The organism is Thermogemmatispora argillosa, from assembly GCF_059696725.1.
In genome coordinates this window covers 439,727-461,486 of sequence record NZ_AP019377.1, presented here as the reverse complement: position 1 = coordinate 461,486, position 21,760 = coordinate 439,727, and the positions used below count along the sequence as shown (strand labels likewise).

The following is a 21,760-nucleotide window of genomic DNA, read 5'->3' as shown; positions in this document are numbered from 1 at the left end:
AGGGGCAGGCAGGTAGACAGACAGACAGACAAGCCTCAGATGAACAGGGTGATGCGGCTCTCGCTGGCGCGTTCGATGAAGCTCGCCACACCGACAACCTCTTCGACTATCGGCTCGAGGTCTTCCAGCTTCATGTCGAGCAGCTCCAGAGTCATAGCGCAGGCATAGACATGCACCTGACCCAGCTCGCGCGCCTGCTGTAGTGTCTCTAGCCAGCCAGGAACCTGCTTTTTGTGCATCTGCTCCAGCAGGACAGGCCCGAGATCGCCAGCGTCTTTGCTGACGCTCACATTAGCCTCGGCCGCTCCTTTACGGAAAGCCTGCAATCCCCACGTCGTGAGGAACAGCTCGACCTCCAGCCCCATCGCGACAGCCCCACTGGTCAATGTTGCGACGGCCATAAGCTTGTCCGCTGTTCCAGAGAAGACGATCAGCGACATGCGATTTGCCATGATGCGTGTAACTCCTTCCTCCTTGTCTCGACCAGGGACGGGCATTCAGGTCAGCCAGGTGGGCCGTGTGGGCTGCATACTCACTGTGCCGTGGTATTCTTGTCAGCGGCTGCCTCCGCGGCGACCTCTCGTCCCGTGTCCACGTCAAGCAGCCGAAAGGTATGGGTAATGCGCGCGACTTTGTTGAGCATGGCCTCGGCGCCGCAGTAGCGCTGTATTGAAAGATCGAGTGCTCGGGCCACTGCCTCGGCCTGGAGCTGCCTTCCCGTGAGGAGATGCTCCACTCTGATCTCTCTGAAGACTTTCGGATGGGTGGCTGAGCGAATTCCCTCGACGATGATCTCGTAGGAGATCACTTGCTGACGTTGCTTGCGCAAGATGGAAAGCACGTCCATCCCGCTGCAGCCGGCCAATCCGATGAGCAGTAGCTCCATCGGACGAAAGCCTGCATCGTGACCACCGTGCTCCGGCCCGGTATCTAGTCTGAGATGGTGGCCGGAGCCAGCTTCGGCTTCAAAGCTCAGGCCCTCGACGAGTCTGACCTGGGCCGTCATCCGTTCTGCCATTGGTCTTCTTCCTCCCTTGAGAGAGGTCCCTTAGCCTTCTCTCGCTAGAGCAGTATAGGCGCCGTGGCTCACCAGGCCATCACGAGGGTCTGGCCAGCCTTCTCAAGGCGGTCACAATGGCCAGAAGAGGAGCCACTGGTATCTTTGTCTGCGCCAATTCCCTCCCTTCCCGGCCAGGCAGGGGTATGGTCCTTCCTGGAGTGGTCTAACGGGGAGCGCTATCTGTGAGGAGGAGAGGAGGGAGTTGAGAGAGTGCTGAGAAGGGGAGCGATCATGCTATGAAGGAAAGGGAAGAAAGGTCGAAACTCCTGCGGCTTCCTCCACTCCGGGGGAAGATCACTGCCAGGATCGGAAGGAAGAGATCATGTTTCAGCGTATTTTCGTTCCTCTCGATAGCTCGCGGCGCGTTGAGCAAGCCATCGACATCGCAGCGTACCTGGCTGCGGCGGCCCGCGGATGCATTCTGTTGTTCCAGGCCGTCGATCTGTAGCCCGAGCGCTGGCCTGTGTTTTTCCGCAGTCACCAGGTGCTGGAGGCTGCCACGTTTACCGCCGTCGCGCAAGCGCAAGCGTACCTTGAGCAGCAGGCCCACGCCCCTGCCCTTGCAGACCTGCCTATGGAGACACGGGCCAGGGCCGGGAAAGCGGCTTCTACCAGCCTGCGTGAGATTGAGGCAACTCAGGCCGACTTGCTGGTGGGGGCCTGTCATGGCCCCCATTCCTGGACGGTGGGTAGTGTCACCGCCCAACTGCTGCGCCATGCTCCCGTTCCTCTTCTGATATGGCGCCAAGATAGCCCGAGCCTCAGTCAGGCTGATATGCAGACCAGACGTCGCTGGCGGCTTTTGGCTCCCCTCGATGGATTACTCTGGGCCGGGCTACTCTTGTGCCGACGATTGCTTCGATGCAAGCGCTGGCCACCCAGGCCGACATCTCGGTGCATCTGTTGTGCGGGGTCGGGCTTGTCCCTGCCCAGGGCCCAGGAAGGGGCGCGCTGGCTGCAGCAGCAGCGCCTCCGCCAGGCGGAAGAGTCTTTGGCGCAGGCGGGCAAGGAGCTGGAACGGCTCTGGAGGCGGAGCGCAGGCACAGTGCGCTCCCTGGCGCTCACCTGGTCCGTCACTGTTGATCCCGATACGGTGCATGCTATTGGGCAAGCGGCCCATCTTGATAAGCTGTTTCCTGAGCAGGATGGCACGGGCATCCCCGACTTGCTGCTCTTAAGTGCCTGGGGAAGCAATGAGGCGCATCAGCGGCAGCTGGGCAGCGTAGCCGAGCGCCTCATACAGCTCGCGCGTCTTCCCATCCTGTTCATTCCCATTCTAGCTTTAAGACAGATCCTGCACGGTGCAGCTCAGCCGCCGACGATCGGCCAGTGACCAACCAGTAAGCAGCGGGCCGGGCCGTCTCCAATCAGAGAGGTGGCCCCTGCCGCCTGACAGAATCGCAGCCGCTGGTCTCTTCTCTTGCCAACGGCTGCGATTCTACGAGCACGCGCCAGGTGCCTAGGGTTGCACGAGTCGACAGGCCAGGCGTGGCTGCCCCAGGATGTCGAGCAACTGGGCGAGCAGCACTGGCAGCGGGCGGTCTGTCCGCAATGGCACCCCCATGATCTTCTCCGTTGCCGGCAGGCATGGCTGCCACTGAGCACACTGGGCATCGTAGAGGTCTGGTCGCCCATCAGAGGCCTCGACTGTGCTCGATTGCAGCGATGCCTCGCTGCTGCTGCTTGAGCCTGGGGTGGCGACTCGCTGGCGCTGGCTCCAGCGATAGCGGAGCCGTGCTAAAGCTTCTTCCCTTGGACAAAAGCACTCGATGAAGAAAGTGGGGATGCCCTGAGTGGCAGCGGCCTGGGCCATGATCTGCCGATCTTCGCGGCGCAGAAAGGAGGCGTCCAGAATCACCGAGCGCCCTTCTTGCAAGGCCAGGCTGGCCAGGGCATGGAGGGCCTGATAGGTACGTGTTCCCCAGGCCGGGGCATAGATTCCCTCCCCAAAAGCCTCAGCCCGCGTTTCGCCGGGAGCGAGGCCCGCCAGACGCTTGCGGATGACATCGGAAGAGAAGAGCGCTGCCCCAGTCGTTTGCTGGAGGGCTCGCGCCAGTGTGCTTTTGCCCGTGCCCATCAAGCCGCCGATCATGACCAGCGTTGCCCCGGCAGGTCGGCTGGCATAATGAGCGGCCAGAGCAAATAAGGCGCTCGCCTGCTGCTGAGCCTGATTACGCTCCTCTAGAGGGACCTCGGGTTCATCCAGCAGCAACGAGGCCACTTTGCCACGCACGCAGGCGCGATAGCACAGATAGAAGGGCAGCACCTCGCGTAAGTTCTCATCTCCTGTGGCCCTGACATAGGCATCGACAAAAGCATCCGCCAGGTCCACTCGCGCGCTGTACTCCAGCTCCATTGCCAGGAAAGCTACCTCGGCGGCGACGTCAGCATAGCGAAAGCGAGTGTTGAACTCGATCCGATCCAGAAAAAGGAGCTGTGGCTCCTGCTGACTGTCCTTGAGGGGAGACTCCAGCCAGTAGATGTGCTGGAGGCGGAGGTCTCCGTGCCCATCGCGGATGCGCCCTTGGGCAATGCGCGCCAGCAACAGCGCCCGGCGCTGCGCAAGAAACTGCTCGACGTAGCGTTGAATCTGCTCGTAGGTTGACTGATCCAGGGTGCGACCAAGGTAGGGCTGAAGCTGGGTCAGAGTCTCCTGCCAGTTGAAAGCTAACAGCTCCGGCTGACCATAGTGACGTACTTCGCCATCTGCGTGGGCCTCGGCGTGGAAGGCGGCCAGACGCCGAGCGACTGCTTCAAGCATTGCCGCCGAGAGACGACCGCTCTGGAGCCAGCCGGCCAGGGTTGCTGTCTCTGGGAGATGGCGCATCACTACCGCATAGTCAACAACCGTGCCGTCTTCGAGGGAAGAGGCAGGCTCTGGTACGCTCTCCGGCGAGAAGATCGGGCCGATATGCATCTCCTCTCGCTGGGTGCACACGATGGGGGCTACGCCCAGATAGACGCCGGGCGCCAGCGGGGCATTCACAAGGACTTCCTCCCGACACCACTGGCGGCGCAGCATCGGCGTCGAGTAATCGAGAAAGCCCAGATTCACCGGCTTCTTTAATTTATAGACCAGATCAGGAAGGAGCACAACTACGGAAGCGTGAGTCTGTACTAGCTGAGGAGCTGAAGCGGCAGACGTCGACTGGGGCTGGGTGCCTGCCGCAGGCGCTGGCACCTTCCCGGCCAGAATAGTGGTGATCATAGCCTCTGCTGCCCGCATGACCGATGGCGCTGGCATGGTGCTTCTCCTCCAGATAGCTCAGCAACACGATGCCCTCAAGATGGCAACCTGACTGACAGGAGGCAGGAAGGTCGCTGCCAGACTGCCCTCCTACCTGGTCGCTACGGCTCCATTGCCGCACCGGCCCTGAGCCACTCCGCCGGTAGAAGCCAGCTGGCAGCGCCTTCCAACCCGAGACACGATGAGCAAGACCATTCGTTCTGCTCCTGAGCGAATCCCTGCTGCTCCTGCCAATAGAACCATAGCACCCGCGCCGCACGGCTGCCTCTCCAGGCCTTGGCAAATGCTTACAGATCGCTCACAGTACCCGCCTGCCCTGCCCGGTTTCTAGCGGGATGCGGCTCACGCGCAAGGCATTGAAAATGACCAGAACATCGATGCCCTCTTGCAGAATGGCGCCTACAGCCGGAGGTATCCAGCCAAAGGCCGCCAGCAGCATCGCTGTCGCACTCAATCCCATGCCCACCCAGATTCCCTGGCGGGCGATGCTCATCACACCGCGCCCAAGCTGTACAGCGGTGGCGATGCGCCGTACATCCTCGGAGAGGAGCACGGCATCCGCGACGCTGGCTGCTGCGGTCAGTCCCTGCTGTCCCATAGCAATCCCCACGGTGGCGGTGGCTAGCGCGGGCGCATCGTTGACCCCATCGCCGACCATCAATACTTTGCGCCCTTTGTTAAGGTAATCGCGGATGACCTGGACTTTCTCTTCCGGTAAGCAGCGCGCTACCGCGCGGTCCATGCCGGCAAGCGCTCTGATCCGCTGGGCCACCTCCTCGCCGTCGCCGGTCAGAAGCACTGTTTCCTCAATACCTGCTTGCTTGAGATCAGCCATGAGCTGGGCAAGATCAGCCCGGGGTCGATCTTCTAGAACGATCAGCGCCAGGCAGTAACCATTAACGACCAGAAAGCTGGCGATCTGGCCGGCTGCTGTCCACTCCTCGCGGGCCTGCAGGAGGACCGGCGGGAGCGGGATTCCGCGCTGACGCAGAAAGGTACGATTGCCCACTATGACCTCATAGGCTGGCTCCTCCGGCGCCACAGTCAGGCGAACGCGCCCCGCGACTCCTTTGCCAAAGACCTCCTGAAACTGCTCAGTTAGTCCAGGAACCAGCCCTTGCGCACGGGCGGATTCGACAACGGCCCGCGCCAGAATATGCGAGGAAAGCTGTTCCACCGAGGCCGCCAGGCGCAGCAAGGTCGCATCATCGAGGAGAGGGGCCTCAGCAGGCACTTCCGACGCTGGTGCTCGCCAGAGCCTGGAGACGGAAGGCACCCCCAGGGTCAAGGTTCCGGTCTTATCAAACACGGCTACCTGTACCTCACCGAGAGCTTCCACAGTCGCGCCGCTCTTGACAATGAGGCCTGCTCGGGCCGCCCGGTCGATGCCGGACATGATGGCGATCGGCGTGGCCAGAATCAGAGGGCAAGGCGTGGCTACTACAAGCACAGCCAGGGCCGTGATACCGCTCCCAGTCAGCAGCCAGGTCAGTGCAGCGAGCGACAGGCTCACAGCGGTAAAGAGGACGCTGTAGCGATCGGCCAGGCGGTGAAGAGGAGCTTTCTGCTCTTGCGCCGCGGCGACCAGGCGCACAATCTGAGCGTATTTGCTCTCAAGGCTGCGTCGGGTGGCACGCACTTCGAGCGGGCTATCGAGATTGAGGCTGCCGGAGAGCACGGCCGCTCCCACGGCCTTCGGTTGCGGCAGTGGTTCGCCCGTGAGATCGGCCTCACTCACGTACGAAGAACCGGCTACCACCTCGCCATCTACAGGAACCAGCTCGCCGGGCTTGACCACCACCACCATGCCCACTTCAATGTCCTCGGCGGGTAGATCGACCAGCTCCTGCCCGCGCCAGATATGGCTGATGCGCGGCGCGCGCTCGGCCAGGGCCGATAGAGAGCGGCGAGCCTGCCGGAGCGCATACGCCTCCAGGGCTTCGCCTCCTGAGAGCATCAGCACGACAAAAGCTCCTGCCAGATATTCCCCCGCAAGGAGCGCCCCGATGATGGCGAGAATCGCGATGAGGTCGACGCTCAGTTCCCGACGGCTCAGCTGCCGCAGCGTCTGCCAGCTCAGGGGAATGCCTCCCATCACTGTGATCACCAGGAGCACCCAGCGCGCAAGATCGGCGCGTTTGCTCAGCCAGCAGAGGAGTGCGACGAGGAGCAGCAACAGCGCTGCGGAAGGCAGAGGGTAATGACGCGACAACTCCCCCAGAGCTTGGAAGCTGAAGCGCGGCGGCGGTGGCACCGCCGCCGACCGGGCTGGGATAGGCGGCACGGAAGTCATCGCTCTCTTCTTCTGCTCTGAGTCTGGGACAGGCTGAGGCTGCTGAAGGGCAGACTGACGCCGATGGACTACTGGCATAATTGGATATCCTTTTTCTCCGGTAGTGGAGGGGCAATGTTCCACTCAGAGGAACGTTGCTTCTCACCACCAGGATACATGCCAGTGGTCACACGTCCATCACTGCTTGCCAGTCCCATCTCACGGAGCGCTCTCCAGCCTGTCTGGCCCGGATTCGCTGATCTGCCTCAGAGGGGCATTGTGATAGCGCTGTAACCATCCTTGAGATGGCCGTGAGCCAACTGTGATGACGGCCTGCTAGATTCGAGGTGATTCTGTTACTACCAGACTATCAAGGGAAGAAGAAGGAGCAACGTTTATGCCCGGCCTACCGCCTCCCTCCCCGGGGGAGCTGACCACGACCACGACAGCCGCTGTTAGCCCACGCTACAGCCAATCGCTCAGCCAGCTGCTGACCGAAGTGCGCTCCTCAGAGCAAGGACTGACTGAGGAAGAAGCGCGCCGCCGCTTGCGCCAATTCGGCCCCAACGAGGTCGCGGCAGAACGGACCAGCTCGGGGGTGGTCCAGCTCGTACGGCTCTTCCTCAACCCGTTAGTCGCCGTCTTGCTGCTGGCCAGCCTGGTCTCCGCGTTGCTCGGCGAGCTGACCAACGCTCTCATCATTGCGATTATCGTTCTCCTGAGCCTGGTGTTGAACTTCTTGCAGAGCTATCGCTCCCAGCGGGCCGTCGAGCGTTTGCGCTCGTCCGTCGCCCCCGTGGCTCACGTCTTGCGCGATGGCCGCTGGCAAGATCTCCCCCGCCGGCTGCTGGTTCCCGGCGATGTCATTCGCCTGGCCGCCGGTGACCTGGTGCCAGCAGATGCCCGTCTGATTGAGGCCCTGGATCTCCATGTTCAGCAGGCCGCGCTCACAGGTGAATCGCTGCCGGTCGCTAAACGGGCCGAGGAGACAGCAACCACGCTGGCCCATCCCGCCGAAGCCTCCAACTGGGTTTTCCTTGGCACCTCCGTAGTGAGTGGCAGCGCCCTTGCCCTTGTGATAGCCACAGGCCCACGGACAGCCTTCGGGGATGTGGCCATTCGTCTGGCGCAGCATCCACCTGAAACCGAGTTTGAGCGCGGACTCCGCCACTTCAGCTTCCTCATCCTGGAAACGGTCTTCTTTTTAACGCTCTTTGTGTTCTTAACTGGTGTCCTTCTGCATCATCCACTTTTCGAGTCGGTGCTCTTCGCCCTCGCCCTGGCAGTTGGGCTAACTCCCGAGTTTTTGCCGATGATCGTCACCATTACTCTGGGGCAGGGAGCTGTGCGCATGGCCAGACACAAGGTTATCGTCAAGCACCTGGAGGCGATCCAGAACTTTGGTAGCATTGATATCCTGTGCACGGATAAAACCGGCACCCTGACCCGAGGAGAGATGACGCTGCAAGAGGCCTGTGATCTACGGGGACAGGCCTCCGAGCGTACTCATTTCTTCGCTTACCTCAACAGCGCCCTACAGACGGGCTTCAACAGCCCACTTGATCAAGCGATCCAACGCAGCGGCGCTTTCTCGCTGGCCACCTATCGTAAATGCGGTGAGATCCCCTTTGATTTTGAACGGCGCCGCCTCTCCGTCATCGTTGAGCAAACCACTACCGGCAAGCGACTCCTCATTGTCAAAGGGGCCCCCGAGCATATCCTTCCGCTCTGCACCAGCTGCGAGCTTGATGGTGTAGCTCAGCCGCTGACAGCCGCCCTGCAGGGCGAGGCTGAAGCTCTCCATCAGCGCTTCAGCCAGGAAGGTCTGCGCGTGCTCGCCGTGGCCTATCGCGAGCTGCCTCAGCAGGAGCGCTATAGCCAGACAGATGAGCAGGGCCTGACCTTGTTGGGATTGCTGACCTTTGTCGATCCACCCCAGGCCGGCGTCGCTGAGGCCATTGCCGCCCTGGCGCGGGATGGCGTTCAGGTCAAGATCGTCACAGGCGATAACGAACTGGTAGCGCGTCATATCTGTCGCCAGGTAGGACTGGAGCCAGCGCGCGTGCTGGTAGGCAGTCAGCTAGAACGCATGAGCGATGCCGCTTTGCTCGGCGCGGTGGAACACGTCACACTCTTTGCTCGTGTCTCGCCTGCCCAGAAAAGCCGCATTTTGCTGGCCCTCAAACGCCGTGGTCATGTCGTGGGCTTCCTGGGCGATGGCATCAATGACGCACCCTCGCTGCACGCGGCAGATGTAGGGATCTCGGTAGCCGGAGCCGTCGACATTGCTAGAGAGGCCGCCAGCATTCTCCTCCTGGAGCAGAGCCTGCAGGTACTCCATGCGGGCATTCTGGAGGGACGTAAGGCCTTCGGCAACGTGATGAAATACCTCCTCATGGGCACCAGCTCCAACTTTGGCAACGTCTTCAGCATGGCGGGGGCCTTTCTCCTGCTGCCTTTTCTTCCGATGCTGCCGGCCCAGATTCTGCTCAATAATTTCCTCTACGATCTGGCTCAGGTCACGATTCCCACCGACCGCGTCGATGCCAGCCTGATGCTCAAGCCACAGCGCTGGAACATTGGCCTGATCCGCAGCTTCATGCTGCTGGTCGGCCCCATCAGTTCGCTCTACGATTTCTTGACCTTTTTTGTTATGCTCGCGGTCTTTCATGCCTCCGAGGCCCTCTTTCATACAGGCTGGTTCATCGAGTCCCTGGCGACACAGACCCTGGTGATCTTTGTGATCCGTACCGCCGGCCATCCGCTGCGCAGTCGTCCCAGCCTGCCATTGACGCTCACCACCCTGGCAGTGGTTGGCTGCGGGCTGCTGCTGCCCTGGACGCCGCTGGCCGCTCCACTGGGCTTTGTGCCGTTGCCTGCCGGCTACTTCCTCTTCCTGGCAGTGGCCACCCTGACCTACCTGGCACTGGTCGAGCTGGTAAAGGGACGCCTGTTGCCAACCGGCCAGCCAACCGGCCAACCGGGTCAGGCGCAACCGTGAGCAGCGCCAGCGGCTCTCAGGGGGCAGCGCTGGAACCTCCTGAAAAGCTGACGGCGGCGCACGGGCGGACCAGCCACATGCAGTGCGCCGGGCAAGACGCCTGTCCGCTAGCTGTCTGCGCCTTGCCGGGGCTGATCCCTCTTTTCCTGGATCATTGCCGGCTCTCCTCAGAGGCCCGCAGGCGGGCCAGCATGTCATCAAAGGTCACAGCGTCGATTTCTCCGCGCGCGTAGCGCTCCTGCAGAATCTGCAAAGGAGTGCGATTCGGCCCTGACGGGTGCGAGTAGGACTGCCCCTCTGAGAGCCTGCCTTTCCCTCTGGCCAGATGAAACAGGGCCCAGGCCAGAGCCGCCAGCACGATCAGCCAGAGGATGGCCCCGAGCCACATCCAGAGCATGCCCCCGCAGCCAAAGCCCCACATCATCAGGATCACCTCATTTCTTGAGCGTTGCCTCTCCTTGAACAAGCCAGGCACACTCGTTGCCTCGCTTCAAACACCTATGATCCTCCCCCGTCCTCTCTACCTGTTCACAGCGTTGCCCAATTGACTCACAATGCGCTCACAGAATGCCGGAGGGATGAGCAGAGGCGGGCGGCGGAGGGACCTTTTGCCTCTGAGCACGCTGCCGTGATGGGACTGAGAGGCGAGTGGCAGAGGAAGAGAGCAGATCGTGAGCTGGACACGCTAGGCTGGTGATCGAGACACACAGCATACAGGCACGCTTTCACATGCTAAGGAAAGGAGCCATCACGATGCCCCAGCCTCAACCCGCGCCGGGCGGCTCAGCAGCGCAGAAGGGACAGCCGACCACGCTCTTCGACCTGCCCTTCTCGCATCCCCTGCGCGTCTTCTTCGCCCCTCGCAGTATCGCCGTCATTGGGGCCACCGAGCGCCCGGGCAGCGTCGGGCGAGCTGTGCTCACGAATCTGACCACCGCAGCCTTCGGCGGCTCCGTCTTTCCGGTCAATCTCCACCGCTCCAGTGTGCTTGGCATACGCGCCTATCCGCGCGTCACGGATCTTCCAGAGCCAGTGGAGCTAGCTGTGATTGCCACGCCGGCGGAGACCGTACCCGCCGTGATCGCCGACTGCGTGGCCGCCGGAGTCAAAGGGGCCATCATTCTCTCTGCCGGTTTTCGCGAGCGAGGGCCAGCCGGGCAGGCCCTGGAGCGCCAGGTCCTGGAAGAGGCACGACGTGGCGGGCTGCGTCTCCTTGGACCCAACTGCCTGGGACTGATGAACCCGCGCATCGGGCTGAATGCGACCTTCGCCAGCGGGATGGCCCTGCCGGGCCGCATGGCCTTCCTGAGCCAAAGCGGAGCCTTATGCAGCGCCATCCTCGATTGGAGCCTGCAGGAGCGCATCGGCTTCAGCGCCTTTGTCTCGGTCGGGTCGATGCTCGATCTCGGCTGGGGAGAGTTGCTGGACTACCTGGGAGATGATCCGCATACCGGCTGCATTCTCCTTTATCTGGAGACGGTGGGCGACGCCCGGACCTTTCTCTCCGCAGCGCGGGCCGTGGCACGGCGCAAACCGGTGATTCTCTTGAAAGGAGGCCAGACCCCCGAGGCCTTGCAAGCCGCCGTTTCCCACACAGAGGCCCTTGCCGTGCGCCAGGAGGTCTTTGAGGCTGCCTGCAGCCGCTGCGGCCTGCTGCTGGTCGAGAGCATCGACGAGCTGTTCGCGATGGCAGAGGTGCTGGCGCGACAACCACGTCCCCAGGGACCACACTTCACCATCGTGACCAATGCGGGCGGTGCCGGTGTGCTGGCCGCCGATGCCCTGGCGAAGGCCGGGGGGACACTGACCCCCCTCTCTCCAGAGACCCGCGCTGCCCTCGACGCGCTGCTCCCCCCCTACTGGAGTCGCCAGAACCCCGTAGACATCCTGGGAGATGCCGGTCCCGAACGTTATGCCCAGGCCATTGCCATCCTCTCTCGTGAGCCGGCCAGCGATGGCTTGCTGGTCATCTTGACTCCCCAGGCCATGAGCGACCCCACCCGTACCGCCGAGCAGGTAGTTGAGGCCGTGGCCGGTAGCACACGTCCAGTGCTGGCAAGCTGGATGGGTGGCAGCAGCGTGGCGGCGGGCCACGAGATTCTAACACGCGCTGGCATTCCAACATTTGCTTCCCCGGATACGGCGGCCCGTGCTTTCTGCGCCATGTGGCGCGTCAGCAAGCATTTGCAGAGCCTCTACGAGACGCCCAGTGTGGTGGACGATCCCGAGGAGAGCGCCAATCGGCGTGCGCAGGTCGCTGGCTGGCTAACCGCGGCCCGGCGGGCCGGGCACACGCTGCTCAGCGAGCCGGAAGCAAAGGCGGTGCTTCAGGCGTACGGCATTCCGACCGTTGAGGCCCGCATCGCGCTCACCGAAGACGAGGCGGTCCAGCAAGCAGAGCAGCTCGGCTACCCGGTCGTTTTGAAGCTGCTCTCCCCCACAATCACCCATAAAAGCCGTATTGGGGGCGTGCGTCTCGCCTTACGCACGGCTGAGGAGGTGCGGCAGGCCTACCGGGCCATCGCTGAGGCTGCAGAGCGCCAGGCGGGAGCCGGACAGATGCAGGGGGTCACGGTGCAGCCAATGATCGCATGGGAGGGCTACGAGCTGATCGTAGGCAGCTTCTGCGATCCACAGTTTGGGCCGGTGCTGCTCTTTGGCAGCGGCGGGCGCCTGGTCGAGGTGCAACGCGATACTGCCCTGGCACTGCCTCCACTGACCACAACGCTGGCACGGCGCCTGCTAGAGCGAACACGTATCTTTCCCGCCCTCCAGCGGGGGGCCGCCGGGCTGCCCGCCACCGACCTGGCAGCGCTCGAGCGTCTGCTGGTGCGCTTCAGTCTGCTCATTGTCGAGCAACCGCTGATCAGGGAGTGCGATATCAATCCTGTACTGGCAGCGGGCGATCATCTGCTGGCGCTCGATGCCCGGATCGTGCTGCATGAGGTCGATGTGCCCGAAACAGCACTGCCGCGCCCGGCCATCCGTCCCTACCCAAGCCACTACATCGGGAGCTGGCAGCTCCCTGATGGCACGCCGGTGATGATCCGCCCGATTCGTCCGGAAGACGAGCCGCTGATGGTGCGCTTCCACGAGCGGCTCTCAGAGCGCAGTGTCTACCTGCGTTGGCTGCATGTCCTTGGCCTGAGCCAGCGCATCGCCCATGAGCGGCTGGTGGACCGCTGCTTCATCGACTACGATCGAGAGCTGGCTCTGGTGGCCGTCGCTCGGGAGGAGCCATCGGGAGCTAGGGCAGAGACCCTCCTGGGGATTGGACGCCTGATCAAGCTGCCTGGGAGAGAGGAGGCCGAGTTTGCTCTGCTGATTGCCGATCAGGTGCAAGGGCAAGGATTGGGAACAGAGCTGCTGCGGCGCTTAATCGAGATCGCCCGGCAGGAGGGCTTGCAGCGCTTGCAAGGCCGCATTCTGCCGGAGAATCAGGCCATGCTGCGCATCTGCCGCAAGCTTGGCTTTCAGCTAACCTACAGTCCCGAGGAGCAGCTGATGCAGGCAACCTACCTGTTGTGAGAAGGAAGCTCGCTGATCAGGATAGGGAACGCTTCTCACGAGGAGAGGGAGAAAGCGAGCGCCAGGTAGCCGAGCGGGTTGGCCTCGCCACGTCTGTACTGGCTCGCCGAGGCCAATGGCGGCAGTTACCTGGCGTCAGTTGTTGCCCCGGACTGGCGACCGCTCAGTCCAGGTCGTCTTGCAGGGTACCCCAGGGCGTGCGTGGCGTCTCTTCGATTCCTTGAGGGCGAACGACCAGTAGCGGCAGGCGAGTTCGTTCCAACACCCGCTCGGTCACGCTCCCCAGGAGCCAGCGATTCAGACCCTCCCTGCCGTGAGTCGACATGGCCAACAGATCGCAGCCGCCGGGGAGGTGTTCGCCTGCCCGATCCTGGCCGTGCTCTACGACGTCGAGAATCGTCTGCGCCACATCAGAGCCAACATGCACTGACCAGGTCAGCTCAAGCTGCAGGCCGGCGACCTTTGGGGCCACCAGCCCGGCGCGGAGCTGCTCCACAGTGTGAGCCAGATAGCGGCGGGCCCGCGCCTGTCGTCGTTCGCGGTCTCGTCTGGCAGCCTCATCCTCCGCCTCTTCGTCGACCTCCACGACGGCAAGCAGGTGCAGAGCGGCTGGCGTCGATGTGGCCAGGGCGTGCACCAGCACCGCGGCGGGTTCCAGGGCAGCCTTAGCGTGGACAGACCCATCGAGCGGTACCACGGCCCGAAAGGGGCGTTCATAGCCCGGTTGCGGACCGGCCAGCATCTCACCGTGAGAACGGAGCACCAGGACAGGGATAGATGCGTGACGAATCAGCTTGAGCGCCACACTGCCCAGGGCCCAGCGCTGCAGGCCGCGGTAGCCGTGACTGCAAAGCACCAGGAGGTCGGCGCTGACCTCTGGCACGAGACGCAGCAGCTGATCCGCGGGGAGTCCCGAACGCACAATTTTTTCTGTGGGCACATCGCGGAGAACCGGAAGAGCGGCGACACGCTGCAAATAGGCCTCTGCCGCTTCTGTGGCGCTCTCCAGCCATGCGCGCATCGTCGCTGGATCAAGCGCGCTCGGGGCCCAGAGCAGCGCAGTACCAGGCTGCACGATGCGCGCCAGAATCAGGCTGCCTCTGCTGGCGCGTGCCAGCCGGGCCGCCAACGGGAGAGCCCGCTCTGCGCGCTGCGAGCCATCCAGCGGGACAAGAATACGTTGAAACATCCATGACCTCCTGTTTCTCACTTGGAGCCGCTGAGCAGAGGCCAGCTTGCCCAGCACGTGCTCTCTCACTGGCAGTATCGCAGGACGAGCACACAAGGCGGTCTCGACGAGGGGGGCGAGACTCACAGAAAGGTCACAGCTCTCTTCTCTCCCCCTCTGCCTTTGCCGATCTGGATCTCTCTGGAGGCCAGAGCCAGAGGGCGAGGAGCATTGCACCCATCCACCTACCCGCAGGCAGGGTGCAAATGTGATGGAAGCGTGATGGTATCTCGCGGTCTCAGAACCGAGCAGCGTGTTATAATCCTCGTACAAAGAGACCTGGCTCGCTTGCGGCTGAGCCATACCACAGGAATCAGCTCTTTCTTCCGTTGTCGCCCTCGCGCAGGCCCGAGTGTCTCTGGAGCAGGCAGCTAAATAAGAAAGGAGAAGATCGTGAGTCAGGCCGCTACTCAGCAACAGCATCTTCCGGAGCCTGCCCATCCTCAGACCACTGTGACCCGCCCTCGTTTTCGACTGGGATTGCGCACGCGCTGCATCCTGTATGGCGTGCTGGCCGCTGCTGTCTTGACCGGCCTGATCGCCCTTGGATCACGCGGTTTTCACTGGTTTGACGCGGCACTGATCGGTTACGTGGTGGCCACGATCTTCGCGGTGGCTGCCGTGACCTACAAATACAGCTTCTGGCTGGCTCGTCCTCCGACTGGACGTTATTGGAGGCGCAGCTGGCGGCTCTTTTTCTCCTACGAGAATTTTAGACGCTACACGTCGCTCATCCCTCTGGCGATTCTCGATCTATTTTCTCAGCAATTTATTCGCCGCCGTGGCCTCTACCGCTGGATCATGCATCAGTGCATCTTCTGGGGAGTGCTGTTGTCTTGTTGCATCACCTTCCCACTCACCTTTGGCTGGATTCGCATGACCCTGACCCCGGCGGGCGAGCATCTGCTCTGGTTCTTCGGCTTTCCCCTCTTCGCTTTCCGTCCTGAGTCGATCCTCGGATTCCTGATCTATCATGCGCTCGATATCACCGCCCTGCTGCTGCTCGTCGGGTTAGTGCTGGCCTTCCATCGCCGCTTTCACGATCTGGCCCTGATCAGCATCCAGCGTTTCGGCTTCGACATCGTGCCCCTGGCGCTGCTGCTGGCCATCGTGGTCAGCGGGCTGGCCCTGACAGCCGATAGCACCTGGTTGGGAGGCGCCTACTACTGGTACCTCTCCCTGGCTCATGAGGTATTCGTTGTCCTGTGGTTAATCTCGCTGCCGTTTGGCAAATTCTTCCATCTGATCGAGCGCCCGGCCACGGTCGGGATCGAACTCTACTGGAAAACTGGCGAAGGGACAGCGATGCAGCGCTGCGCACGCTGCGGAGAGGAGTTTGCCCCAGCGCGCTTCATTGCCGATCTTAAGAAAACGCTGCTGGAGGTGGGCGAAGATTATACGCTGCGCCAGGACAGCTCTACCACGAGGCCGGAGCAAGCGATGTGGTGGCAAGATCTGTGTCCCGCCTGTAAGCGTGTCGCCCGCGGCCAGGCGACACTGACCGCGCTTGATCCCGAGGGCAATCGCTTTCTCTGAGGGGAGTGCAGACACGATGAGTCTGGCATAGCTTGCGCCTGCATGGAAGAGAGGAGGAACAGATCATGTCCGTCGATAAGAGTGTCTTTCGGCGACAGCAGCGCCAGCAAGAGACCTTTGACTTCCACTCGGCGACGCAGGTGCCAACAGCCTGGGAGACCAGCGTTGAGGTGGAGCGCTATGTCCCCACCCACTGCTGTTTCTGCGGCGTCCAGTGTGGCATGTATCTGAAGGTTGCCAATGGCCAGGTGGTCGGTGTAGAGCCGCGCGAAGATTTCCCCCTCAATCATGGCATGCTCTGTCCCAAGGGGACCAATGCCTATCAGCTCGTGCATCATCCTGATCGGCTCACACAGCCGCTGATGCGTAAAAGAGGGAAGGACAGCCCGTTAGAGCCTGTGAGCTGGGACGAGGCGTTTGATACCATTGTCCAGCGTTTCCGAGAGGTGCAGCGCGCTTATGGCAAAGATGCGGTAGCTGTCTTCAGTGGCTCGACGATGACGAACGAGAAATGCTATCTGATGGGGAAATTCGCCCGGGTCGCCCTGGGGACTCGTCATATCGACTACAATGGGCGCCTATGTATGTCGTCCGCCACCGGGGCCAACGAGCGCGCGCTGGGGATCGATCGGGCCGCCAATCCGATCAGCGACATGCTGCATGCCGATTGCATCTTCGTCATCGGTGCCAACGTCGGCGAGTGCTTCCCGATTATCACGAGCTATCTGTGGCAGGCGCGCGATCGCGGCTGTAAGCTCATCGTGGCCGACCCCCGCCAGACACCGATTGCCCGCACCGCTGATCTCTTCCTACCACTGCGCCCCGGGACCGACTTAGCGCTGCTCAACGGCATGTTGCACGTTCTCATCAAGGAAGGCTTGATCAATGAAGCCTTCATTCGCGAGCGCACCGTGAGCTGGGAGGAGGTCCGCGCGCTGGCGGAGCAGTATCCCCCGGAACGGGTCGCGCGCGTTTGTGGACTGCGTCCGGAGGCGATTGTCGAGGCGGCCCGCCTCTACGGGCAGGCGCGTGCGGCCCTGATCTATACGGCGCGCGGCTTGGAGCATCAGAGCAAAGGCGTTGCCAATGGGCTGGCGGCGATCAATCTAGCCCTGGCCACCGGCAATTTTGGCCGACCAGGCGCAGGCTATAGCACCCTGACCGGTCAGGGCAATGGCCAGGGAGGAAGGGAAGTCGGTCAGAAGGCTACACAACTGCCGGGTTGCCGTGAGATCGAAGATCCCGAGGATCGGGCCTACATCTGCTCGGTCTGGGGTATTCGTGAGGAGGAGCTGCCCCACGCCGGCTATCCGGCCACCTTGATGATTCCAGCGATGCTGCGGGGAGAGATTCGGGCCTGCCTACTGATTTGCTCGAATCCCCTGGTCTCCCTGCCCGACCTGCACACCGCCGAGCGAGCCTGGCGCAGCCTGGACTTCTTTGTCGTCATCGATCCCTTCCTCTCAGAGACCGCTGAGCTGGCCGATGTGGTGCTGCCGGGCAACCTGTGGGCAGAAGAAGAAGGCACGACGACCTCGCTGGAGGGGCGCGTCATTAAGTACAATCAGGCCGTTGAGCCGCCGGCGGGGCGCCAGGATTGGCAAATGATTTGCGAGCTGGCACGGCGCCTGGGTAAGGGGCAATACTTTGCCTATCGCTCGCCTCGCGATATCTTTGATGAGCTGCGCCTCTGTACGCGCGGTGCCAAGTCGGATTACTGGGGGATCACCTATGAGAAGATCGAAGAGCAGGGAGGCGTCTTCTGGCCCTGCCCCAGCGAGGAGCACCCGGGGACACCGCGTCTGTACGAGGAGCGCTTTGGCTTCCCCGACGGGCGTGCCCGCTTTCACGCTGTGCCCTACATTCCGCCGGCGGAGGAGCCAGACGAGACCTATCCCTTTGTGCTGACCACGGGGCGGGTGATCTACCATTACCTCTCGGGCAACCAGACGCGGCGGATTCCCTTCCTGCGTGAGATGGCGCCCTATCCCTGGGTCGAGCTACACGAGCAGGTAGCTCAGCGCCTGGGCATTGCCGATGGAGACTGGGTCACGGTGCGGACACGCCGTGGCGAGCTGACGGCGCCGGCCCTGGTCGTGCGTACGATTCGCCCGGACACGCTCTTTATTCCTTACCATTACGGTCGCAGCCAGGCGGCCAATCAGCTCACCAATCCGGTGCTGGAGCCCATGATGAAGATCCCCGAATACAAGGTTTGCGCCGCGGCCCTGGAACGCGCCCCCGAGCCGCCGGAGTGGGCACGCTCCATTGATCAGGAGCAGCTGGTCCAGGCGCGACAGCGACGGCGCGAGCTGCCTGCTGCTGGCCGCAGGCCGGTGCCGCAGCCACGCTCGCTGATAGCCAGCGAGCAAGCATGAGGAAAGGAGGAGAAGGAGCGTGCCCGAAACGGTGACCATCAAGCAACTGTTCCTTGATCCTTCGCGCTGTATCGGCTGCCGCTCCTGTGTAGCAGCCTGCCGCGAGTGCGACACCCACCGGGGCGAGAGTATGATCTACATTGATTACATCGAGCGCGCCAACACGGTCGCTTCCTCACCGACCGTCTGTATGCACTGCGAAGACCCGCTGGCGCCCTGCGCCCAGGTTTGTCCGGCCCAGGCCATTCTTGTCAGTCCCGATGGGGTGGTGCATCAGGCCGATGAGACGCGCTGTATCTATTGTCGCAACTGCGGTTACGCCTGTCCCTTTGGAGTGCCCAAGTTTGATATTCGCGGGCACTTCATGCGCAAATGCAATCTCTGCTATGATCGAACCAGTCAGGGCAAGGGGCCAATGTGCGCGACGGTCTGCCCGACCCAGGCCATCTTCTATGGCACCTACGAGGAGTGGCTGGCGGCAGGCCGGGGAGCGCAGGGGGCCAAGCCCGTCAATCGCTTCTATTTTGGGCGTCAGCGCGTACGAACCCGCAACTACGTGGTGCTCACCGAGGAGGATGAGGCTCTCGACCTGCTTGCCCTCCTGGACGAGGCCTCTCTGGGCCTTGGACAGGAGGTCCCCGCAGCAACAGCGAGCCGCAACGCTACTGACTGGGTGGACGCTCGGATGGCAGGCATCCCCGAGTGGGAGGCACCGGCCCAGCCGTGGACGCCACGCGAGCCGGTCCCTGCTCCGGTATCAGTCAGTCAAGCAAGCCATTGACGCAGAGGGGAGGAGATTCTGCCTATGGAATCAGCAGCACATCGTTTTCAGGTTCGGCGCCAGGACCAGCCCGGGTCGGCACCCCGTCCCCCTGAGCCTGCCGCCGAATGGCGCCAAGAGTTCCCGTATGTCTGGAGCGAAGACGAGGTCGTGACGCGACGAGACACGCTCTTCTTCTTGCTCGCCGGTTCGGGGGCGCTCTGCCTGGCGACGGGCACGCTGGCGCTCATTGGCAAGCTATCAGAAGGCAGTTCGACGAAGATCGTACCCGTCGCGCGAGTAGGCGAGCTGGCAGAGAATCACTGGAAGGTCTTCGCCTACCCGGACGAGTACGCGCAGGGCATTCTTATTCATGTGCCGGGCAAAGGGCTGGTGGCCTATAGCGATGTCTGTACCCATCTGTCTTGCGCGGTGACCTACCAGCCGGAGAGCCAATGGCTCTACTGCCCCTGCCATGAAGGTCTCTTTGATGCCGCTACCGGTAACGTACTGGCAGGACCGCCCACTCGCCCGCTGCCGGTGATTGAGTTGGAGGAGCATCAGGGGATAATCTACGCTGTGAGGATGGTGTTGCGATGAATCGCACAGCGAACGATGGGCCAGGTCCGGCCCGGCCTCCAGGTCGGGCGAGAGGGCCAGCGCGGGCCAATCCTGATGACCCACCAGTTCAGCCGCCTCCGCGCGGTCGCTCTGGTCCGCTCCCCGGTCCGCGCTATCTGGGCATACCCGGGCGGGCAGCGATCGTTCAGGCGCAGGTCTTGCTCGTTGCACTCATTGTCATCGTGCAGCTGTGGCTGGTGACCGATGCTCTCTATGAGCTGCTCTCAGGGCGGACCAGTCTGCTGCCCTGGTTGGCGCTCGTCAGTCTGCTGGGCTTCGGGCTGGCCCTGGTGATTACATTCTGGCCTCGTCGCCAGCTCGCCGAAGAATAGGCGCAAGGCAAGCCAGGTGGAGTAACGAGGAGAGGGGAACCTCGGAAGCTGCCTGGCTGATCTCTGGCTGGCCTGCTCTGCTGCGCTCAGGTCAGCCAGACACCGTGAGAGGCGAGCGCGCAAGGGGCGCGCTCGGGCAGAGCGTGGAGTCAGCGAGGGACTGGCTGAGCATCCGTCAGGAAAGCACGTGCACACGCGCACAGGAGGATGCCGTGAAGCAAGGGTCTATGAGCGTCTACCAGGCAAGTTGGTGGAACTGGGTCAGGCAGCTCTATCCTGGCTATTTTGCCTGTGTCATGGCGACAGGGATTGTTTCCATCGCCCTGCTTCTGAATCAAGCCATCCTCGTGTCGGTGATCCTGGGTTGGCTCGGTGGAGGCCTCTTCCTCTTGCTGCTCGCTCTCTATCTCCTGCGGCTCATCCGCTACCCCAGGGCTGTTCTCCAGGACGCCACCGATCCGAGCAAGCTCTTTGGCTACTTTACAGCGGTAGCGGCCCCCGGAGTGTTGGCCACCCGGGCCGCCTTGAGTCACTGGGTGGGCTTGCCCGTCCTGCTGACTGCCCTTGCGGCAGGCATCTGGTGCTTCTTGACTTACTGGGCTTTTGCCGTGCTCCTCTTCCACAATGCGCGGCCTCTGCAACAAACTGTCAATGGAAGCTGGCTCATCAGCATTGTGGGGACTGAATCGCTGGCCATTAACGGGACATTGCTGGCCAGCATCTGGCCAGAACAGGCAGCAGTGCTACAACTGGTGGCTTACGCCTTCTGGACGCTAGGCGTGCTGCTCTATCTGATTTTCATCACCTTCATTGTCTATCGGTTCTTCTTTGGGAAGATCCTGCCGGCCGATCTGACGCCTCCTTACTGGATCAACATGGGGGCAATGGCGATCACCACCGTGGCCGGCATCCGCTTGTTGCAGGCGCCCCATCCAGCCCCCCTGCTTGTCGGGGTCCGTTCCTACCTCACCGGGTTCACCCTCATGATGTGGGCCTGGGGAACCTGGTGGCTGCCCCTGCTGGTTCTTATCGGGATATGGAAGTATGGAATCATGCGCCAACCTCTGCGCTACGAGCCGGCTCTGTGGAGCATCGTCTTTCCGCTGGGCATGTATGCGACGGCCTTGCATCTGCTCGGGCAGCTTCCAGGTATCGCCTTTTTTGAGGCAGTAGCGGTCCCTTTCACCTGGGTGGCTTTTGTCGCCTGGCTGCTGGTGATGGGGGGCTGGTTCTTGGAGATTGGGCGGACGCTGCGTCGGCTGCGGGCGTGCGCTCAAACCAGGGAGACGCACCCGCTAGCAGTTTCCGAGCGTGAGGGACCCGCGAGTCGGCTGCCAGCGGAGGGCTAGCGCCGTTCCCACGACCAGAAAGGCACACAGGAGCCGGTGCCAGGCCGCTCAGACGACTGGCGTTCAGCGAGAGAGGAAGGCTCGCAGGTGCGCATTGAGCGGGGCAATGGCGGGCTTTTCACCTCGTGGTGTCTCGGGCCACTCGGTGACGTGCACGTCCTAGTACTGTACTGAGACGGCACCCCGAGATGCCGGGCCACCAGGTGGAGATGCAGGTGGGGGACGTGAGCCCCGAGAACAACAGCGTGGTTTCCATCCCAGACGAGCTACTTCGCTGCTTCTGACCGACAAGGAGCCTGCTTCAGCAGGCTCCTTTCCTGTGTTTCCATCCCAGACGGGCTACTTCGCTTCTTCTGACTTTGCTCGCTTTAGTCTGGCCGTGGATAGTGAGAGCAAGACAGCGTTTCCATCCCAGACGGGCGGCTTCGCTTCTTCTGACTTTGGCAAA

General features: G+C 62.3%; 15 protein-coding genes, 2 pseudogenes and 1 CRISPR repeat array (1 of these 18 only partly in view). Of the genes and pseudogenes, 11 read left to right on the top strand and 6 right to left on the bottom strand.

Annotated features, from left to right (window positions below; translation table 11 throughout):
- Positions 1–35: 35 nt before the first annotated feature.
- Both AC6H1L_RS01915 and AC6H1L_RS01910 read right to left on the bottom strand, forming a co-directional pair.
- A complete protein-coding gene (locus AC6H1L_RS01915; protein ID WP_497599868.1) occupies positions 36–452 on the bottom strand; it encodes a DsrE/DsrF/DrsH-like family protein in 417 nt (138 codons plus the stop codon).
- 80 nt (positions 453–532) lie between these two features.
- Positions 533–1,018 (bottom strand): OsmC family protein, encoded by a 486-nt coding sequence (locus tag AC6H1L_RS01910; RefSeq protein ID WP_497599867.1) that lies wholly within the window; start codon positions 1,016–1,018, stop codon positions 533–535.
- A gap of 364 nt (positions 1,019–1,382) precedes the next feature.
- On the opposite strand from AC6H1L_RS01910, the gene AC6H1L_RS01905 reads away from it, so the two are divergent.
- The 3 genes and pseudogenes from AC6H1L_RS01905 (at position 1,383) to AC6H1L_RS01895 (ending at position 2,393) form a co-directional block, all read left to right on the top strand.
- Complete coding sequence (locus AC6H1L_RS01905) at positions 1,383–1,508, top strand: hypothetical protein (protein WP_497599866.1); 126 nt, start codon at positions 1,383–1,385, stop codon at positions 1,506–1,508.
- Between the two features lie 15 nt (positions 1,509–1,523).
- A pseudogene (locus AC6H1L_RS01900) lies at positions 1,524–1,742 on the top strand (hypothetical protein); the annotation flags it as partial.
- Positions 1,743–1,979: 237 nt separating this feature from the next.
- Complete coding sequence (locus AC6H1L_RS01895; RefSeq protein WP_497601585.1) at positions 1,980–2,393, top strand: hypothetical protein; 414 nt, start codon at positions 1,980–1,982, stop codon at positions 2,391–2,393.
- A 126-nt stretch (positions 2,394–2,519) separates the two neighbouring features.
- On the opposite strand, the gene AC6H1L_RS01890 is transcribed toward AC6H1L_RS01895, so the two are convergent.
- Positions 2,520–4,304, bottom strand: coding sequence for a bifunctional aminoglycoside phosphotransferase/ATP-binding protein (locus AC6H1L_RS01890; RefSeq protein WP_497599865.1), 1,785 nt, complete (start codon positions 4,302–4,304; stop codon positions 2,520–2,522).
- 301 nt (positions 4,305–4,605) lie between these two features.
- Positions 4,606–6,600: a heavy metal translocating P-type ATPase gene (locus AC6H1L_RS01885; protein ID WP_497599864.1), complete on the bottom strand. Its 1,995-nt coding sequence runs from the start codon at positions 6,598–6,600 to the stop codon at positions 4,606–4,608.
- Positions 6,601–6,976: 376 nt separating this feature from the next.
- Between AC6H1L_RS01885 and mgtA the strand changes: the two genes are divergently transcribed.
- A complete protein-coding gene (gene mgtA, locus AC6H1L_RS01880) occupies positions 6,977–9,580 on the top strand; it encodes a magnesium-translocating P-type ATPase (RefSeq protein WP_497599863.1) in 2,604 nt (867 codons plus the stop codon).
- A 151-nt stretch (positions 9,581–9,731) separates the two neighbouring features.
- Here the strand turns inward: mgtA and AC6H1L_RS01875 are convergent, their stop codons facing one another.
- Positions 9,732–10,004, bottom strand: a complete 273-nt coding sequence (locus tag AC6H1L_RS01875; protein WP_497601491.1) for an SHOCT domain-containing protein — start codon at positions 10,002–10,004, stop codon at positions 9,732–9,734.
- Between the two features lie 329 nt (positions 10,005–10,333).
- Here AC6H1L_RS01875 and AC6H1L_RS01870 point away from each other — a divergent pair, with 329 nt between their 5' ends.
- Positions 10,334–13,108, top strand: coding sequence for a bifunctional acetate--CoA ligase family protein/GNAT family N-acetyltransferase (locus AC6H1L_RS01870; protein ID WP_497599862.1), 2,775 nt, complete (start codon positions 10,334–10,336; stop codon positions 13,106–13,108).
- 163 nt (positions 13,109–13,271) lie between these two features.
- On the opposite strand, the gene AC6H1L_RS01865 is transcribed toward AC6H1L_RS01870, so the two are convergent.
- Positions 13,272–14,297 (bottom strand): universal stress protein, encoded by a 1,026-nt coding sequence (locus AC6H1L_RS01865; protein ID WP_497599861.1) that lies wholly within the window; start codon positions 14,295–14,297, stop codon positions 13,272–13,274.
- Between the two features lie 432 nt (positions 14,298–14,729).
- On the opposite strand from AC6H1L_RS01865, the gene AC6H1L_RS01860 reads away from it, so the two are divergent.
- The 6 genes and pseudogenes from AC6H1L_RS01860 (at position 14,730) to AC6H1L_RS01835 (ending at position 21,312) form a co-directional block, all read left to right on the top strand.
- Positions 14,730–15,872 (top strand): MFS transporter, encoded by a 1,143-nt coding sequence (locus tag AC6H1L_RS01860; RefSeq protein ID WP_497599860.1) that lies wholly within the window; start codon positions 14,730–14,732, stop codon positions 15,870–15,872.
- 65 nt (positions 15,873–15,937) lie between these two features.
- Positions 15,938–18,250, top strand: a complete 2,313-nt coding sequence (locus AC6H1L_RS01855) for a molybdopterin oxidoreductase family protein (protein WP_497599859.1) — start codon at positions 15,938–15,940, stop codon at positions 18,248–18,250.
- A 31-nt stretch (positions 18,251–18,281) separates the two neighbouring features.
- Positions 18,282–18,824 (top strand): annotated as a pseudogene (locus AC6H1L_RS01850) (4Fe-4S dicluster domain-containing protein); the annotation flags it as partial.
- Between the two features lie 231 nt (positions 18,825–19,055).
- Positions 19,056–19,610: a QcrA and Rieske domain-containing protein gene (locus AC6H1L_RS01845; protein WP_497599858.1), complete on the top strand. Its 555-nt coding sequence runs from the start codon at positions 19,056–19,058 to the stop codon at positions 19,608–19,610.
- A complete protein-coding gene (locus AC6H1L_RS01840; protein ID WP_497599857.1) occupies positions 19,607–19,963 on the top strand; it encodes a hypothetical protein in 357 nt (118 codons plus the stop codon). The genes AC6H1L_RS01845 and AC6H1L_RS01840 overlap by 4 nt, the downstream gene beginning before the upstream one ends.
- A gap of 227 nt (positions 19,964–20,190) precedes the next feature.
- Positions 20,191–21,312, top strand: a complete 1,122-nt coding sequence (locus AC6H1L_RS01835; protein ID WP_497599856.1) for a tellurite resistance/C4-dicarboxylate transporter family protein — start codon at positions 20,191–20,193, stop codon at positions 21,310–21,312.
- 248 nt (positions 21,313–21,560) lie between these two features.
- Positions 21,561–21,760: a CRISPR direct-repeat array (repeat unit 37 nt) (it continues 1,557 nt past the right edge of the window).

Excerpts from the sequence above, each read along its gene's own strand:
- AC6H1L_RS01915 (WP_497599868.1), bottom strand. The coding sequence starts at position 452 with ATGGCAAATCGCATGTCGCTGATCGTCTTCTCTGGAACAGCGGACAAG.
- AC6H1L_RS01910 (WP_497599867.1), bottom strand. The coding sequence starts at position 1,018 with ATGGCAGAACGGATGACGGCCCAGGTCAGACTCGTCGAGGGCCTGAGC.
- AC6H1L_RS01905 (WP_497599866.1), top strand. The coding sequence starts at position 1,383 with ATGTTTCAGCGTATTTTCGTTCCTCTCGATAGCTCGCGGCGCGTTGAG.
- AC6H1L_RS01890 (WP_497599865.1), bottom strand. The coding sequence starts at position 4,304 with ATGCCAGCGCCATCGGTCATGCGGGCAGCAGAGGCTATGATCACCACT.
- AC6H1L_RS01885 (WP_497599864.1), bottom strand. The coding sequence starts at position 6,600 with ATGACTTCCGTGCCGCCTATCCCAGCCCGGTCGGCGGCGGTGCCACCG.
- mgtA (WP_497599863.1), top strand. The coding sequence starts at position 6,977 with ATGCCCGGCCTACCGCCTCCCTCCCCGGGGGAGCTGACCACGACCACG.
- AC6H1L_RS01875 (WP_497601491.1), bottom strand. The coding sequence starts at position 10,004 with ATGATGTGGGGCTTTGGCTGCGGGGGCATGCTCTGGATGTGGCTCGGG.
- AC6H1L_RS01870 (WP_497599862.1), top strand. The coding sequence starts at position 10,334 with ATGCCCCAGCCTCAACCCGCGCCGGGCGGCTCAGCAGCGCAGAAGGGA.
- AC6H1L_RS01865 (WP_497599861.1), bottom strand. The coding sequence starts at position 14,297 with ATGTTTCAACGTATTCTTGTCCCGCTGGATGGCTCGCAGCGCGCAGAG.
- AC6H1L_RS01855 (WP_497599859.1), top strand. The coding sequence starts at position 15,938 with ATGTCCGTCGATAAGAGTGTCTTTCGGCGACAGCAGCGCCAGCAAGAG.
- AC6H1L_RS01845 (WP_497599858.1), top strand. The coding sequence starts at position 19,056 with ATGGAATCAGCAGCACATCGTTTTCAGGTTCGGCGCCAGGACCAGCCC.
- AC6H1L_RS01840 (WP_497599857.1), top strand. The coding sequence starts at position 19,607 with ATGAATCGCACAGCGAACGATGGGCCAGGTCCGGCCCGGCCTCCAGGT.
- AC6H1L_RS01835 (WP_497599856.1), top strand. The coding sequence starts at position 20,191 with ATGAGCGTCTACCAGGCAAGTTGGTGGAACTGGGTCAGGCAGCTCTAT.